The organism is Paenibacillus sp. 2RAB27, assembly GCF_052115445.1.
In the GTDB taxonomy this organism is placed as follows: domain Bacteria; phylum Bacillota; class Bacilli; order Paenibacillales; family NBRC-103111; genus Paenibacillus_E.
Genome location: NZ_JBFRGR010000039.1, coordinates 20,479 through 36,684 on the forward strand (window position 1 = coordinate 20,479; position 16,206 = coordinate 36,684).

Genomic DNA, 16,206 nt, shown 5'->3' on the forward strand with positions numbered 1-16,206 from the left:
TTCGAAGTTAAGCCTTATCAACCGAGTAATCGTTTTAAGACAGGAATTCTGCGAATGAGTAGAGCCTCCAAAATCAATACAATGAGAAGTGAGATCCCTACCAGAGGCATCACAATTCCTAACACAATCGTTATTAGAGCAACCCATTCAACCATTTTAAAATCTTTGGGAAGTGATGGCGCCCCTACACGACCGCTAGGCTTTCTTAACCACCACATGATGACCCCACTGAGAGCAACTAAAATGATACCTAAACACACTAGCAAGCAAATAATCTGATTCGTAACTCCGAACAGTTCTCCTTGGTGCAAGGCTATTCCAAGGGTCACAGCTTTAGCCATAGGGCTGAAATCTTGAAACTTCTGATCCGCCAAAATCTTACCGTTATATTGGTCAATATGCAATGTCGCTTGTTTCTTGGGATCAGCAGTCGTCGAATAAATGGTGTAAACGCCTTTCTCATCTTGAGGAAGTGCAATTTGATAACCTTGGGCAAGTTCTTTCACTCGATCAAGTCCCATTACTTTCTCTACCGAAAGCGCTCCACTTCCGCCAGGCGTGGAATTTGGCATCGGCAGTTGCTCAGCCGCCCAAGGCACACCGCTAACAACATCTTTGGTGGGAACCGTGGATGTGAGATGTGTTGGCATAAACGAGAACATGCCTTCAGGGTATGTTGCTGATTTATTAATATAGTTACCCAAAACACCTGACCATGGTAGTCCTGTCACGATCAGCGCAGCGATAAAAAGAGATAGCCATAATGCCGTCACTGCGTGCATATCGCGCCAGAATGTTCGTTTTCCTTGTTTGATTCGAGGAAGAATGATTCCGTAAATGGATTTTTTTCCTCTTGGCCACCATAAGTAAACACCGGTAATGAGCAGGATCATGGCATATGCATGTATCCATTAGCTCCCCTTCTTGGTCTTGCTGCTTACAAAAACGATCGAGGGATTGTTCCATATGCTCGCATATTAAGTATCGTTGGAATGAGCTTTTCACTCTTTCACTACTTGGAACAGAAGGTACCGAGCATGTCTCAAATATTGCCCTGCACGGTTGGGATACCATGCAGTGGTCAATATATAAACTGGTTTGGCTTTATTACAATTCCCTTTTTAGCTTTATTTGCGTTTTCTTTGATTACGCTTCTTTTATTCGCACAAAAAAACGAACAAGATTAACAAAAAGCAGGTGCTCCTACTTGTGGAGTGATCTTGCCCCTCTGTCAAGGACTCTCGAAAAAAAGAGTGGTTTAGGTCTACGATGCCGACAAAAGATGATTCCTGTAATTCTCGATTATCTTGGCAACGTATTTATTCGTTGATAAATACTTTCGTTCTTTTTCGCTAAAAATTTTCTTAGACATAATATAATCCCCCCGGTGCTTACTCTAGTAAACTAAGAAAAGGCGGCATGCGCCGCCATTTTGATATTTGTGCCCTAGTGCAAGTGTCCAGATTATGGGTACCAGTGCAATTAATTCAACCTACTCACTTCTATGAATAGTCGAATTCTTTCCCGAACTCGTATGCTCTATATTTAAGTCAATATGGACATCTCGGATCGCATTTTCATTTAGCAACATCCCCTCCGTGGTGGTGATGGCCTTCCAATCTTGATAATGGTAACGGAATAAATTGTGTTCAAGATTATAGATATCCGTATTCCTTTTCATACCTGCCATGAATGACTTCCGGATTTCTTTTTCAATGCTCTCTGTCGACTTTTGGGTTAATTGTTGAATCCCCTGCAATTGATTATTGGTTCGGCTGACAACATATCCTGTCGCTTTCATATCAATATTATATTGAGGACGATCATCTATCTTGACCATCTTCAACTTAGTTTTGGGATTATCGACAACGATTTCAACCGATGGCTCCGTCTTACTCGGAACTGACACACCTGCTCGTACAGAACCCGACTGTATCCAGCGAAGTCCGATCAATTCCTCTATTGGAATATAGCTTCTGTAGACTTCACGTTTTAGGAATATCGCCCCATCGATCGTTAGTTTAGGTTCCTTATTCTTTTTTTCCACCCAGTTTTTCTTGTTTACAGCTAGGGTCGGAATGCATGAGGTAAAGCCATCCTCGTTCATCTGACCGATTAATCTATGAAGCTTGATGGGCTTAATAAAGGAGGTTTGGGAATAAATCCCTGTTGGTTCATGGAGAATGGTACTAAGTGGAGATTGTCCAAAAAAACCACCAGTGCTGAGAATTTCCTTTATTGATTCTCGCGTTCCATACACCCAGGGGGTCAATCGAAATTCATAATATCGGACAAAACTATCGTAAATATTACCAATGCCTTGCTTGAACGCCCCTTCGCTAACCACAATAGCAGTCACATGACCCCAATAAATTCTTTCCTGCGACGTTCTATAAAGATCAAAAAGGGACTCTTCGAAGGAGTCCCCTACTCCTTCACCCACCCAAATTTTTGAAGGCGACCTCTGTGTATCGCTTGTTTTGGCAACGGATTGAAAATCATTGAATTGGATATAACCGTGATATTTCCCATCCTTGTAATCCACGCCTATGGTAGACGCATAATTTATCTTATCAATATCCTTGACATCAGTGGTGCAGCCCGACATCACCAATAATCCAAGCATCACAACTAGCTTCGATAGCCGTTTATGCTTCAACGCATTCACCTTTTCCGTTTATTTAGCATAGCCGACGAAACTCGTGATCTCCGAAACGGATCAACGACGAACGCAGCTAGCCAGTCCTTCATTCGTAAGGAAGATATCGGTTCGAGATAAGACAATCCAAATGACTCAAGTCGGCAGAGATAGATCAAAAGCAAGAACATGCTCAGAATAAAGCCGTAAATGCCAAGGTAGGAAGAGATTACAAAAATAAAAATCCTGACCACGCTTACAGTGCCAGCCAAAGATTGATTCACGAGACTAAACGCTGAAACTGTGGAAAGCGCTATAACTACAAGCAATGTCGGAGATGCAAGGCCAGCCCTGATGAGGGAGTCTCCTATAATTAGTCCTCCTACAATGCCGATCGTTTGTCCAACGGCCTTCGGTAGTCGAACGCCTGCTTCCCGAAGCAATTCAAACTGAAATATCAGAAGTAACGCTTCAAGAAACGAAGGCAGCGGAACCCCTTCACGTGAAAGGACTACCGTTGAAAGGAGAGCAAATGGTATCTGGTCCAGATTTACGCTTGCAATTGAKATCCAAAAACCCGGCAAAAAAATACTGAGCATAAGCCCCAATAACCTGAGGACGCGTTGAAATATCACATAATGATAAGGGAAATGGACATCTTCAGGTGTCTTTAACAATTCAAGGAAGTTAGCCGGTCCGATGAGTACCATAGGTGACCCGTCTACCACAATCGCAAATCTTCMTCGAAGCAGCGTTTCAACGACGAAATCAGGCCGACCGATATAATCAATCAAGGGAAACAATGAAAAGGTTCGGTCCGATAACCATTGTTCCAACTGGCCACTACTAACAATGCTTTCTGTTTGAAAGGTTTCCAATCGTTTACGTACTTCTGCAACTATCGCAGGGTTCGCTTTATGACTCAGATAAAGCAGAGATACTTCGGTTTTGCTTAAACTTCCAATGACGAACTTTTCACTGAACAACAATCCAGTTTGCAATCTTTTCCTTATTAGGGATATGTTTGTAAACATTTCTTCTGTGAAAGCATCCTTCGCGCCTTTGATTGAGATTTCCGTATTGGATTCCTGTATCGCGCGTTGGGGGACCTTGGAAATAYCTACCACCCAAAAGTATGTATCACCTTTACGATAAAGAATCAAACAGCCGGTAAACAAATTTATGACCATATCTCCGAACGTCCAGTTAATATCGAAAATAGGCATTTCATCCGAATACTTCGGAACATCCCCTAGATTAACCGGTAAACGGTTTATATATTGACATACCCTAGTAAAGTACGAGTTTAATTCGGTTTTATCAATCATGCCTTCGCAGTAGAAAGCTGTCAATTGATCGGATACTTCTAATTGGGGAAGCGCTGGAAAAATGATGTCTGAATACTGTGCGAATGCTTCTTGCAGCTGACCTGTCAACAAGCTTCCACCCCTTAACCAGGCGTCCTGCTCTGCGAATAGCCTTGATTCCTCAGGTGATAGATTCATTGCCTTTCCCCTTTCGTTGCGGAAGATAAATGATCATAAAAAGAACCGCTGTTAAGGCAACTCCGAACCATAGCGAATAGGTGTAAAAGTAATGATGGATGATCTTTTGCATCCTGATGTCGCTGACCTTTAACAGCGAAGGAAGTGACAAGATGGCAGCACTGAGTAACATTACGACTTGTCGATTTTTTTGAGAATAGGCAGCAGCCAGTTCAGTTAGGAGATGGATGATTAGGGCTGTTCTCACAACACTACCTGCCATCAACTGAAATGCGGCTAAAAAATCCACATGAGAGATTTGTCTGCCAAGCATCACTAGCCTCCATTGTTCAAAAGCGGGAAATCGCAAGTTTTCAGCTTGGTAAGGACCAAAGGCTGCTATGGATCCTAGAGTTGGACCCATGATTAGCCCTATTAATAATGTCAGTAATACGAAAATGACGCCATAATTAAGCGGTTTGCTCAGTTTATGCTGGATCAAGAGCAAAACCATCAAATCAATGCTTCCACCAAAAACGACCACACTTCCGGACAGGTCTGAGCCAAATCCTTCCTTCAAAAGGGGGTGTAGCATACCATAATCTTTACTGCTCATGGTCATCAGAGATACTCCGACACCTAACATCCATACAATAGGCAGTAACATTGAAGACATATAGACAATTGTTTTGAGTCCCGATTTAGCTGCGGTGTAAGACAAAAAAATATAACTAAGAATGACAACGATATCAGGCGTTTTTGGAAGAAAGTGGATGCTGATGTTCTTTGTCGTATCAAATACGATCATCATCCCGGCAGCAACTAAATAAAGAGCGATGCAGCCACTTACAATTGATAATCCAATCATACCTACCCGGTCTTTAAGCCAAAGGTAAAACGATACCATTCCGATTGATTTCAAAATAATATACAGGATCAAGCTCCAACCAATTAAAGCTAGGTAAGCCAGCAAAATACTAAACCATGCATCGCGTTTTGCAGCTTGGAGAAGATGAGGAATAATGAGCACATGATTGGAAATGCCAAGCGATAATAGCAACAAAAACACGATTTGCAGCCTAGAGAAGGAAACCTCCATTGCTGTCCCCCCTAGCGTAGTGACGTTTCAGTATTTGGTATAGTTTCCCTCATTCCGCTTATTTATACATCCTAATATAGTACCTCATATGCAAAAAAAGCCTGTCAAACCACAACTTTGCTGAAATCAGCAAGCTCTGGTGAGAGGCCTCCTACATGAGTCGTCTATTTATGTTTCAAATGTTGCGGGGTTGGGAGCTTAATGTTTGTATCGCCGGACCCGATCTAAACACGAATTCGTTCTATGATCATTGCACAAGCTCTCTCTATTTCATTCTCAGTTGTATAGCGCCCAATTGAAAACCGCACAGTGCCAGCCGCAACCTCTGGAGATAATTTCATTGCCTTTAGTACAGGTGACATCTCGATACTTCCCGTATGGCAGGCTGAGCCGGTGGTGGCAGCAATTTCAGGGATCTTTGCTAAAATCTCTTCCCCAATCATACCAATAAAACTGACATTTAACGTATTTGGCAATCGCTTGTCAGGATGTCCGTTCATATCAATACGATCTTTAAATGCATCCGATAGCTTTTTCCAAAATAGGTTCGATAATGTCTTGATCACCTTATGATCATTTCTTCTATGAGCGATATCTGCCGCCTTCCCAAGACCTACGATGAATGGCACATTCTCGGTACCTGCTCTTCTGCCCACTTCATGACTGGCTCCGTGATTGTGTGGAATAAGCGCAGTTCCTTCTCTAATGATTAAGGCACCGACTCCTTTAGGAGCGTAGAGTTTATGACCTGCAACAGTAAGCAGATTCACATTCATTTCATCCCAATTAACTTCGATTTTCCCTAAAGATTGCGCTGCATCGGTATGTAGAATGATCCCTCTTCTACTCGTGATTTGAGCCATTTCCTGGAGTGGTTGGACCGTTCCTACTTCATTATTAGCATGCATAATGGACACGAGAATCGTATCCTTCGTGATTGCTGCAGCAAGATCTGAGATGTCCACCAACCCATACGCATCCACATCTAAATATGTAACCTTAGCTCCGATAGATTCAAGAAATACGCACGGATTAAGGACAGAAGGATGCTCAACTTTTGTCGTAATGATATGATTCCCACGATGTCTATTGGCAAAATAAGATCCCTTGATTGCGTGATTATTGGATTCACTTCCCCCACTGGTGAAGACAATTTCGCTAGTTTTGCAATTTAGCAACGTTGCTATACGCTGTCTGGCAAGATCGATGGCCACTTTAATCTTCTCAGAAGCCCAATGGGATGAAGATGGATTACCATAATAGCTCGTTAGAAATGGTAACATTTCCTCCAAAACTTCCGGATCAATCGGCGTGCTTGCATTATAGTCCAAGTAAATGCGATCCTCTACTGTCTCATTTAGTCCTGTTGCCATTCTTACACTCCATTTATCAATCTAAGATTACGTGTAATTTAATTTTTTACTTTCTACATCTACTTCTTTCAAATAATTCTTTACAGCTATTACCGCTTCATCTATCGTGTTTGCTCGAATCGTAATAATTTCTTGTTCGTATTTATGCATAGCGTGTTCATATCGCGGATCATAATAATGCTCCAATAAGAGGCTAACTGCCTTCTCAAAATGATCTTCATGGAGAGCTGTTTCAATTTCTTTTGCGATCGGAGTGTGGATTCGGTTCTTTATACGGCTATAGGCTTTAAGCAACTCTACCTTGTTTTCCAATGGACGATACTCTTCAATGATATGTCGAGCACGTTCAAGAAGGGGCATTTCTATGTAAAGTTGTGCACCCGAATCTTTTTTGCTAACGATGAACTCAGGAATGACTGCTTTTCCAATCCGCTTGCTTTCTCCCTCGATCAGAAAATAAGGTGAATCCTTCAATTGCATAAGTTTAGTGACAAGATGGGCTTCAAATGTCTTCTGATTGTTTGCTTGGAGGCCGACATGACCGAATATAGATCCCCGATGCCCGGCAATTGCTTCTAAGTCCAGCACAGGATAACCATCATCTTGAAGACGTCTTAAGACAGCCGTTTTCCCTGCTCCTGTATTCCCAGAAATCACACATATGCGAGGTTTGAAATCCATCTTCTCAAGCGTGGCAACGACCCATCTACGATAGGAACGAAAGCCTCCTGTTAAACGATAAGTTCTAATTCCCATTAACGAAAGAACTGTCGCAGACGTATGACTTCGCATGCCACCACGCCAACAGAATACCGCTTTTTGTTCTTTGATTCCTTCAAATAACTTTACAAAAGTCGGCAATTTGGCTGATATGATCTCAAGTCCTCTATCTTTAGCAGCCTGTACACTTACTTGCTTATAAATGGTTCCAATTTCTGCACGCTCGTTATCATCAAAAAATGGAATGTTTATGCTTCCTGGAATCGTCGCGTCCTGAAACTCGGAAGGCGAACGGACGTCGATCATAACTAACTCTTTCTTGTCTCTAAGAGCTAACAATTCTTCTATGGTGATGTCTTGAAACAATGAATCTCGCCCCTTTAAAGTTTTCGTAAGAAAACTAACGTAGCATTCGCTTAGATGACTACAATACGTCCCGAATGTTCTTCTGTGATTTCCCCGATCATACTTGCCTCGACTCCGCCTAATTTCAACTTAGTAAGCAATTCATCTGCCTGGTCTCCAGCCACGGAAATTAGAAGGCCTCCAGATGTCACGGCATCGCATAAGATCCATTGACCGATCTGATCTAATGTGTCTGGGAAAGTAACTGAGTTCTGTACATGGGCGAAATTATTTTTTGTGCCACCAGGAACAAAACCTTCTTCAGCCAATTCCCTAACTCTCGGTAATAAAGGCACCTCATTTGCGATAAGGCGGATGCCGACTCCACTACCTTTAGCCATTTCAAGAGAGTGTCCGATTAAGCCAAAACCAGTAACATCTGTGCAAGCATGCACCTCAAATGGTTCCATCGTTTCTGCTGCCGTTTTATTCAGTGTAGCCATGACCTGTGTTACTCGCTCTATTTCTTGTTCATTTAACCTATCCTTCTTAATTGAAGTGGTCAAAATCCCTACACCAATTGGCTTCGTCAGAATCAATTTATCTCCAGGAATCGCTCCCGCGTTGGTGCGTATCTTCTGAGGATGTACCAACCCAGTAACAGCAAGGCCGAACTTAGGCTCATTATCGTCAATGGAATGTCCACCTACCAGTGTAATGCCTGCTTCCTTCATTTTGTCGCCAGCGCCACGTAATATGTCAGCTAGCACATCCTTGTCCAACGTACGAATCGGAAATGCTACAATATTTAGAGCGGTAAGCGGCCTGCCACCCATCGCATAAATGTCACTAATCGCATTAGCTGCAGCTACTTGCCCGAACGAATAGGGATCATCCACGATTGGTGTGAAAAAATCTACCGTTTGCACTAGCGCAAGCTCTTCGCTTAGTTTATAAACTCCAGCATCATCACTGGTGTCAATGCCTACAAGAAGGTTGGGATTTGGAAGCGCTGGAGGTAATTTCTTAATCACCTCAGAAAGATCTGCAGGACCAATTTTACAGCCGCATCCACCCTTGGTTGAATAGGATGTAAGCTTAATTTTATCAGATGTCGACAATGTACCTCTTCCTTTCTTTATTCAGCAGTAAATATGAATGTTTTATTATGATACCATCATAACCTATTTACCTGATCATAAACACCTTCGAATGGAGCGATCGCTCTTAGACGCTTTTATCTAGCAGTGCAGCTGCCAGATCTCGTTTTGCGCCGCGGTATATCGCTGATATAAATACAAAAGCTTAACTCAGTTAAGAGTTAAGCTTTTAAACGTGCTTTAAGGAGCGTAAGGTGTATCACTAGTCGTATTCCATTTTATGAACTCCAACAACTCACATCTTCTTAAGCTCTCCTGTATGTTGGATTTTGACCTGGACATTGATTTGGTTTAACGATGAAGTAGAAAGCTCAACATCCTGCCAGTGTTTCAATCTTTTCTTAAACATCACATTACGAAAATTGTACATATCAGCATCTATCCTTAACCCTTCTTCAAACGTAGCTCGAATTTCTTTTTTAATTTGCTCCTCTGCTTCTTTCTCCAATTCTTCCTCGGTTGGATGGCTGTCAAGTAGCTCAACAATATTTCCGGTGACTTTAACCTCTATATTAAACACCGGTTTCCCATCTTGTTCTGTAAGTGATATGTTAGATTTGGGTTTTTCAAGTGAAATGATCGCGTGCTTGATCTCAATCGATGATCTTGATGTATCTTTCTCCATCCATCGCAATCCGTTAAGATGAGTGTTTGCTATCCAACCTTGTAAACCTTTTTTTTGTACAACAAAAACGCCATTTACTTTCAATTTATTTTCAGCTTTCTTCTCGGACTGCCATGCTGTTTTATCAACGGTGAGAGTTGGTACAATGGCTGTTTCACCAGGTTCATTCAGATTAATTTGATATTCCTGCGCAAGTAAAGGCTTTATGAACGATCTCTGATGATAATTATCTTCAGGTTGGCCAAGAATGCTGGTGATCGGTGACGATTGAAAAAAAGACGGCGTTTTAAAGATATCCTCAATGGATGATCCTTTTGTGCCGAATATCCAAKGTGTATATCTAAATTCCCTGTACCGCTTTAAATTATCGAAATAATCCTCCCCACCGGATTGCATCGCACTTTCAGTTAATAAGTACGTACGCACATGGCTCCAATAAATCCTTTTTTGCACCGTCTCATAGATATTTCCTAATGCCAAAGAGAGCGTCTTCCCACTCCCTTTTCCAACGTATATTTGAGGGCCGGTATCTCTACCACCTGATTCTGACTTAGCTACACTACCAAAAGATACCATTTGAATGTAGACCTCATACAGATTGTTTTTATAATCTACCCCTATGGCAGTCGCGTAAAGTAAATCTTGAATATTTTTATTATCCCAACACCCGGATAGGCAGATCATACTACACAGTGTGATGATGAGTGCCATTGGTTTCATTGTCTCTCTCCCTGAGATGTAGAATCAATTGGATGTAGCATATCCGGTCTTTTGGTTTTGGATTTGAAAGGACGATCAAATAGTGCTAATAGGGACGAACTCACATTGAGTTCGGCGATCGGTGACCAGTAGGATATACCGAAAGATGTTAGTGTTGAGGTATAAGCAACCACAGAAATCAATCCGATAAAGAATCCATATATACCCAACAAGGATGATATCACCATAATGTAAATCCGAATAATGGTGACACTTCCGGTCAAGGATTGATTAACCAAAGTAAAGGATGCCACAGCAGACGCTGCTGTAACCATTAGCAAAGCCGAAGAGGCAAGTCCAGAACGAATTGCAGCATCCCCAATAATAAGCCCCCCGACTACTGTCACCGTTTGACCCACAGGTTTCGGCAGACGTATGCCTGCTTCACGAAATAGTTCGAATAAGCCCAGAATTAATAAGTTTTCTATCGTCGTTGAATAAGGTATGCCCATACGTGCTACTGAAATGGTTGCAAGTAATGGAAACGGCAGCTGGTCGATATTAAAACAAGTCAATGAAATATAGAATCCAGGTAGAAACATCGCCACTATTAAACCGACAAGACGCAAGAAGCGCTGTAATATCGTATAATAGTAAGCAGAATGGGCATCCTCCGGTGATTTTAACTGCTCGGTAAGATTTGATGGGCCGATGATTGCCATGGGAGATCCGTCCAAAATGATCACAAATCTACCTAGTAGAAGTGCCTCTGCAGCGAAATCAGGTCTTCCAATCGAGTCCACTAATGGAAATATGGAATCACTGGAATCACTTAAATATTCCTCCAATTGCCCGACGCCAATAATAGAGTCCACATCAATTTGAGAAATTCGACGCTTCGCTTCAACAACGAAATCCGGATTAATGATATCTCTGATATATAGAATTGCTAAACTTACATTCCCCCTTTTACCTACAACGTAATGTTCATATTGCAGTGAAGACGTTTTTAATCGTTTGCGAATGAGCGCAACGTTTGTAATGACTTCCTCTGTAAAACCATCGCGCGGTCCGCGAATAGAAATTTCACTGATGGATTCTTCGGGTTGCCGTTTTGGCGGATTGGAAATATCGGCTTCGTAGGCGTGTGTTTTATTCTCATGGAAAAATAAGACAATCACGTTTCCTGAAAAAACGCGCTGCTCAATTTGACTTAGCTCCTCGTTTTCGTCAATAAGCTTCAACTCATCATTTCGAATCATGTCCGTCATTCGTGGGAGCACATTTTCATTCAACTGCTTGCTATCCACCATGCCTTCGCAATAAACAACTTGCGCACCGCTGTGTAGCTGAAATTTCACATCATAGCAAGAAGCGAACAATGCCCTGAAATCAGCCACTTTGGCATATTTGATGATCATAGCAACCCTCTCTTTCTTGTTGTCATGTAGGCAATGGCAGTCMAACAGAGGATGGATAACGTGGATAGTGGATAGAAGTAATTTTTAGTAAAAGCTAAAAAATTGGTATCATGTATATGAAGCTCTACTCCGATAAACAAGATCGTCGTGCATATACCAATTGCAATTTTATTAGGCCGATGCTTCGATGTCAGCAAATCGCCTATTAAAAACAGTCCCACACTAATTAGAATAGTAGTACTACAAAGCCACTGGTAGATCGATAAAAAGTCAAGATGCTCCACGAAACTGCTGATTCTAACTAATCGCCACTGTGTAAAGAGGGGGAACCGTTGTTTGGAAGCTTCGTAGGGTCCGAATATTGTCAATACACTCATAGCAGCATTGATGAAAAACAACGAAATAACAGACAACAATAGTACAAAATGCTTCCATTTGAAAGTGCCTTCCGTATGTGGTTTTAGCAATAATACCAAAAACAATGTCATGTTAGTCCGAATGGTGGTAATCGTTCCTTCCACGATTGGACGGGTTCCCTCGCTGAATAACGGAAGCAGCAAATTAAGATGTCTCCATTTAAAAGTAAACACCGCCATAAAAACAATTAGAAATATAATAAGTGGGATTAAAACAGAATAAGTAATAGCGATCGGTTTAATTCCCTTAACAGCTAAGTAGGCACACAACATTAATAAGGGCAATGCGATCGCCCAAATCGGTGTAAAAGGCAGAAAAAATGATTTAACCCATATGACAACATTTTTCTCAATGATAAACAACTCACATATTAAATATAAGGCGATCCATAATCTAACTAACCATGCGATCATACTTCCCATCTTAAGTTCAAGCACATGGAGGAAGGAGTGGTTTGGAGGTAGCTTGTTTACTATTTTATAAACCCAAAAAGCATAGGCGAGGAACACGATGCTGCCAATAATACTGCTGACAAACGCATCCCGTTTGGCTTGTTCAATGATTATAATGGAACCTGAAATTTGGCCTAAGGCTAAAGTTCCACTCATACATAGAATACAGGCAAGTAAGGGATTGATTTTAGGATTGGAAAACGTTGACATGAGCTCACCTCCTGCTCCTATATTTTCCAACTCGATATTTTTTTATCCCAAGTTTAGGTAATCGGTACAAAGCTAAAAAAGCCTGAACCATATAAGGTTAGGCTTCTTTACATTGTGGCTAGATTCTTAAAATCCTGAATAGATTGGGCAAACTCCCTCCATTTTTCGGGAATCCCCTCCCTATTGTCRCAATAAATATACTGTAAATAACGTGACAAGCTCGTTACTTCCCCTTCCACAAGAACCTCGCGTATCTCAGAAGGTTTTGAAGGCACATCATGGTCTCGCGCAATCTCGAATTGGTCTAGTGTAACAAACATCTGTAAACTTTTCTTATAGGCACAACGATTTGGGTACCGCGGTGAGCTTCCTGAATCATACTTAGATAATTTAATATCGTCATAAAACTCATCAAGCAACGCATGCGCATCAAATTGAAGAATGGCAAAGGCTTCATCTGATTCTCTTCTCGCATACATCTCCAGCATTTTTAGACAATCTCTTGGTGTCGGCCAAAAAAATACGTGCTGATCCAGATAGCTATGAAATTGCTGATGAGTCATGGTTTCACTCATGACTTGGTCTGCAATTCGTAAATGAGCATTGGCAACAAATACATGTCCGTCTAAATGAATTTCTTGCCTCACTAACCGTCTCTCATTCGATAAAGCAGGGTCAACCTTATGACAGGAATACAAAGCATCTAGATGCGCTATGGAGGGCAAGTTCCGTACTCTCGTAAAATGAAAGAATGACTTCCTTTTTTTACTGTTCGTTATTTTATCTACGATTTCATTTCTCATATGGAAGAATCTACCTTCGTTGTTTCAATAAAAGGTCTTAATTCCATTTCACCTCACTAACCTTGTATTCATAGTAAGTCACCTCTATATTCATATTTGTGTAGAGCCGCGGCACTCACTATGATTGCCTTCCTGCATGCAAGGAACATCCTTATCTTACCCTTGTAGGAGGAAGTGATCAATGTTGTTGTTTCTATTGTTCCTATAGATAAGATGACTAGATTGAAAACAAAAAATCCGCCAATTTAGCGGATTCTAATCGAACTAATTGAACATATGCTTCATCCATGCAGCTTCTACAGCCCTAAATGAAATCAAATCGATGAAATAACGAATTTCGATCAGGGTACTCATAACGAATCGGCAGATCATGTTTGGTTATCGCGACCAACCCATTTTCCTCAAAAAAGTGTTGAGACCTTTTTGCAATTGCAGGCGTGTCCAAGAAAATGGTTGTTGCTCCTTGCTGCCTTGCATACTCAAGAATTACGTCCAATAATTCTTGTCCAAAAGAGAGTTCCATCCCCCGATTTTCGATATATATAAAAAACTTTTTAATAGGAAAGATATCATGCGTGTTCGTCTGCTCCAAGGTGTTTCCCCATTTATTCTCTTTCAAGTCAATGAACTCATGATGATGAAAAGATAATATGAGCTCAACAATTTCCTCATCATAACGATCCTTTAATACTCTTAAACTACTCATGTTACTTACCCTCATTCGTTCAATATGTATTCAATATCCAACGCTCCGAGTGGCATACCGGCTATTTAAACGCTGCAATAATTCGCTCAGCCACACCAACCGTTTGACCACTAGCATGAATCCCGTCTAAAATAACTGAAAATTTCTCGCCGCCTAAGCGAGCGACAGTGCCACAATCATGATAAACTATTGATAATAAGTACATATGATATTTAAAATAACAAAGACACACAATCCTCATCATAACTACATTTGCTCACGATGTAACCATCCACTCAACAAGAAAACAAACCATCCAATGTGACCTCAGAAACCTATACTTTTCATAACTTCGTTTTAATAACTTAATAGTAAAATTTTACTTAATTAGCATACACAAGCGAATAACATATATGATATGATACTTAAAAATTACAAAGAACAGTTGCCAAGAATGAGAAAAATAGTTAAAAATGACAACCCTACCTATGGAAAGCTGGGTGTTTTTTTATATTTTAATGTTGCTCATTTAACGTAACTTCAGATAGTTATGACAAAAATTTGATAAAAGTTGGTATATTATATGTGGAAGCCTGATCGATCAAGCAAAACGCCTATTTATCAACAAATTGCAGATTACATGGAACACCGCATAGCATTTGGAGAGTTCCCTCCTGGCAGTACGCTTCCTTCCGAACGAAAATTGGCCGCCGTACTACGCGTTAACCGAAGTACTGTGGTAGCTGCTTACGAAGAACTTCGTGCTACTGGCATACTGGTAAGTAGTAAAGGCAATGGTACCATTGTTTCCAATCTGAATGAGGAGAACATGACTAACCAAACTCCCAACTGGAAAGAGTATGTAGAAGGGGGAAATTTCCTCCCCAATCAACCATTCGTACGCCGTATTCGCGAAGAATTACTTCACAAAAAGGGGCTTATCGACTTTGCAAGCGGCCAGTTGTCACCAGATCTATATCCGCAGGATATCGTCCGTGAACTTTTACAAAAGCGGCCCTTTCATGAACAACTAGGTTACGATAACCCGCAGGGGTGCGCACAACTGAGAGAAACGCTTGTTTCATTTCTTGCTAAGCATCTTCACATTCATACAACTTACTCATCTATATTAATTTCAGCTGGTTCCCAACAGTCCTTATATTTAATTCTACAATGTTTATTGAATCCTGGAGACGCGGTTGCGATTGAAGACCCGTCATACTGTTATTCGTTGCCCATGTTTCAATCGGCTGGCCTTCGCTTATTCCGTATCCCCTCCTATGAGCACGGCATAAATCCAGAAGAAGTTATGGCACTATATCGCAAACACAAAATTCGCATGTTATTTGTAAACCCTAATTTTCAAAATCCAACGGGTAGTGTAATGCCTACTGAACGAAAAATTAGGTTGCTTGAAATTGCATCGGAGCTAGGCATCCCAATCGTTGAAGATGACACCTTCACATTAACCGCCTTCGATGGTCATCCACCTCCTACCTTGAAATCATTAGATAAGAATAACAATGTCTTATATATTGGTTCCCTATCCAAAACGGCTTCTTCTGGCTTACGAATTGGTTGGTTAATCGCTCCACAATCCGTTATTAGTCGTTTATCCGATGCTAGACAACAGATGGATTTCGGCTTGAGCAGCATTCCGCAGTGGGTTGCCAACCATTTTATCAAGGAAGGTCATCTCGATAATCATATTCATTTCTTGCGAACAGAATTAGCAAAGAAGAGAAATGAACTCATGCGAGGGCTAACAGAAATTATGGGAGATACGATTTCATATTCCATACCTCAAGGTGGGCTTACACTTTGGTGTAGAATCAATCGTGAAGTTGATGAATTAAAATGGCTTGAAGAGTCCACCAAAAGAGGCGTTATATTTATACCGGGAACTGTTTATGGATCCAATAAAGGGTGGATTCGTCTAAGCTTTGCAAGGCCCCATTTCGATGAAATTATTCCGGGTATTCAACAACTTCATGCTGCTTTAGAGATGTGCAGTAATTAATGACCCTACAAGGCCGCAAATTTGCGGCCTTTTTCAATTCGCTTTTTTTACAACG

The 16,206-nt window shown here is 41.1% G+C and carries 13 protein-coding genes; 1 reads left to right on the forward strand and 12 read right to left on the reverse strand.

Features of this window, described 5'->3' with window-relative positions:
• Nucleotides 1-17: 17 nt before the first annotated feature.
• The 12 genes from AB4114_RS30745 to AB4114_RS30800 form a co-directional block, all read right to left on the reverse strand.
• Nucleotides 18-893 carry a PepSY-associated TM helix domain-containing protein gene (locus AB4114_RS30745; RefSeq protein WP_441991817.1) on the reverse strand — a complete coding sequence of 292 codons (876 nt, stop codon included), beginning with the start codon at nt 891-893 and terminating at the stop codon, nt 18-20.
• A 599-nt stretch (nt 894-1,492) separates the two neighbouring features.
• Nucleotides 1,493-2,659, reverse strand: coding sequence for a Ger(x)C family spore germination protein (locus AB4114_RS30750; RefSeq protein ID WP_441991818.1), 1,167 nt, complete (start codon nt 2,657-2,659; stop codon nt 1,493-1,495).
• Nucleotides 2,660-2,664: 5 nt separating this feature from the next.
• The gene (locus AB4114_RS30755; protein ID WP_441991819.1) at nt 2,665-4,143 is read right to left on the reverse strand and encodes a spore germination protein; all 1,479 of its coding nucleotides are present in this window, start codon (nt 4,141-4,143) and stop codon (nt 2,665-2,667) included.
• Nucleotides 4,127-5,221 carry an endospore germination permease gene (locus AB4114_RS30760; RefSeq protein WP_441991820.1) on the reverse strand — a complete coding sequence of 365 codons (1,095 nt, stop codon included), beginning with the start codon at nt 5,219-5,221 and terminating at the stop codon, nt 4,127-4,129. The genes AB4114_RS30755 and AB4114_RS30760 overlap by 17 nt, the downstream gene beginning before the upstream one ends.
• Before the next feature lie 224 nt (nt 5,222-5,445).
• A complete protein-coding gene (locus AB4114_RS30765; RefSeq protein WP_441991821.1) occupies nt 5,446-6,594 on the reverse strand; it encodes a cysteine desulfurase family protein in 1,149 nt (382 codons plus the stop codon).
• Nucleotides 6,595-6,621: 27 nt separating this feature from the next.
• Entirely contained in the window at nt 6,622-7,680 is a 1,059-nt protein-coding gene (gene mnmH / locus AB4114_RS30770) for a tRNA 2-selenouridine(34) synthase MnmH (protein ID WP_441991822.1), read from the reverse strand.
• Nucleotides 7,681-7,730: 50 nt separating this feature from the next.
• Nucleotides 7,731-8,780: a selenide, water dikinase SelD gene (selD, locus tag AB4114_RS30775; protein WP_441991823.1), complete on the reverse strand. Its 1,050-nt coding sequence runs from the start codon at nt 8,778-8,780 to the stop codon at nt 7,731-7,733.
• A 274-nt stretch (nt 8,781-9,054) separates the two neighbouring features.
• Nucleotides 9,055-10,164: a Ger(x)C family spore germination protein gene (locus AB4114_RS30780; protein WP_441991824.1), complete on the reverse strand. Its 1,110-nt coding sequence runs from the start codon at nt 10,162-10,164 to the stop codon at nt 9,055-9,057.
• On the reverse strand, nt 10,161-11,564 hold the full coding sequence (locus tag AB4114_RS30785) for a spore germination protein (protein WP_441991825.1): 1,404 nt from the start codon (nt 11,562-11,564) through the stop codon (nt 10,161-10,163). Before AB4114_RS30785 ends, AB4114_RS30780 begins: the two co-directional genes overlap by 4 nt.
• A complete protein-coding gene (locus AB4114_RS30790) occupies nt 11,561-12,643 on the reverse strand; it encodes an endospore germination permease (protein ID WP_441991826.1) in 1,083 nt (360 codons plus the stop codon). The genes AB4114_RS30785 and AB4114_RS30790 overlap by 4 nt, the downstream gene beginning before the upstream one ends.
• A gap of 107 nt (nt 12,644-12,750) precedes the next feature.
• Complete coding sequence (locus AB4114_RS30795; protein WP_441991827.1) at nt 12,751-13,446, reverse strand: DUF7002 family protein; 696 nt, start codon at nt 13,444-13,446, stop codon at nt 12,751-12,753.
• A 304-nt stretch (nt 13,447-13,750) separates the two neighbouring features.
• Entirely contained in the window at nt 13,751-14,152 is a 402-nt protein-coding gene (locus AB4114_RS30800) for a GNAT family N-acetyltransferase (protein ID WP_441991828.1), read from the reverse strand.
• A 562-nt stretch (nt 14,153-14,714) separates the two neighbouring features.
• Here AB4114_RS30800 and pdxR point away from each other — a divergent pair.
• Complete coding sequence (pdxR, locus tag AB4114_RS30805) at nt 14,715-16,151, forward strand: MocR-like pyridoxine biosynthesis transcription factor PdxR (RefSeq protein ID WP_441991829.1); 1,437 nt, start codon at nt 14,715-14,717, stop codon at nt 16,149-16,151.
• Nucleotides 16,152-16,206: the final 55 nt, after the last annotated feature.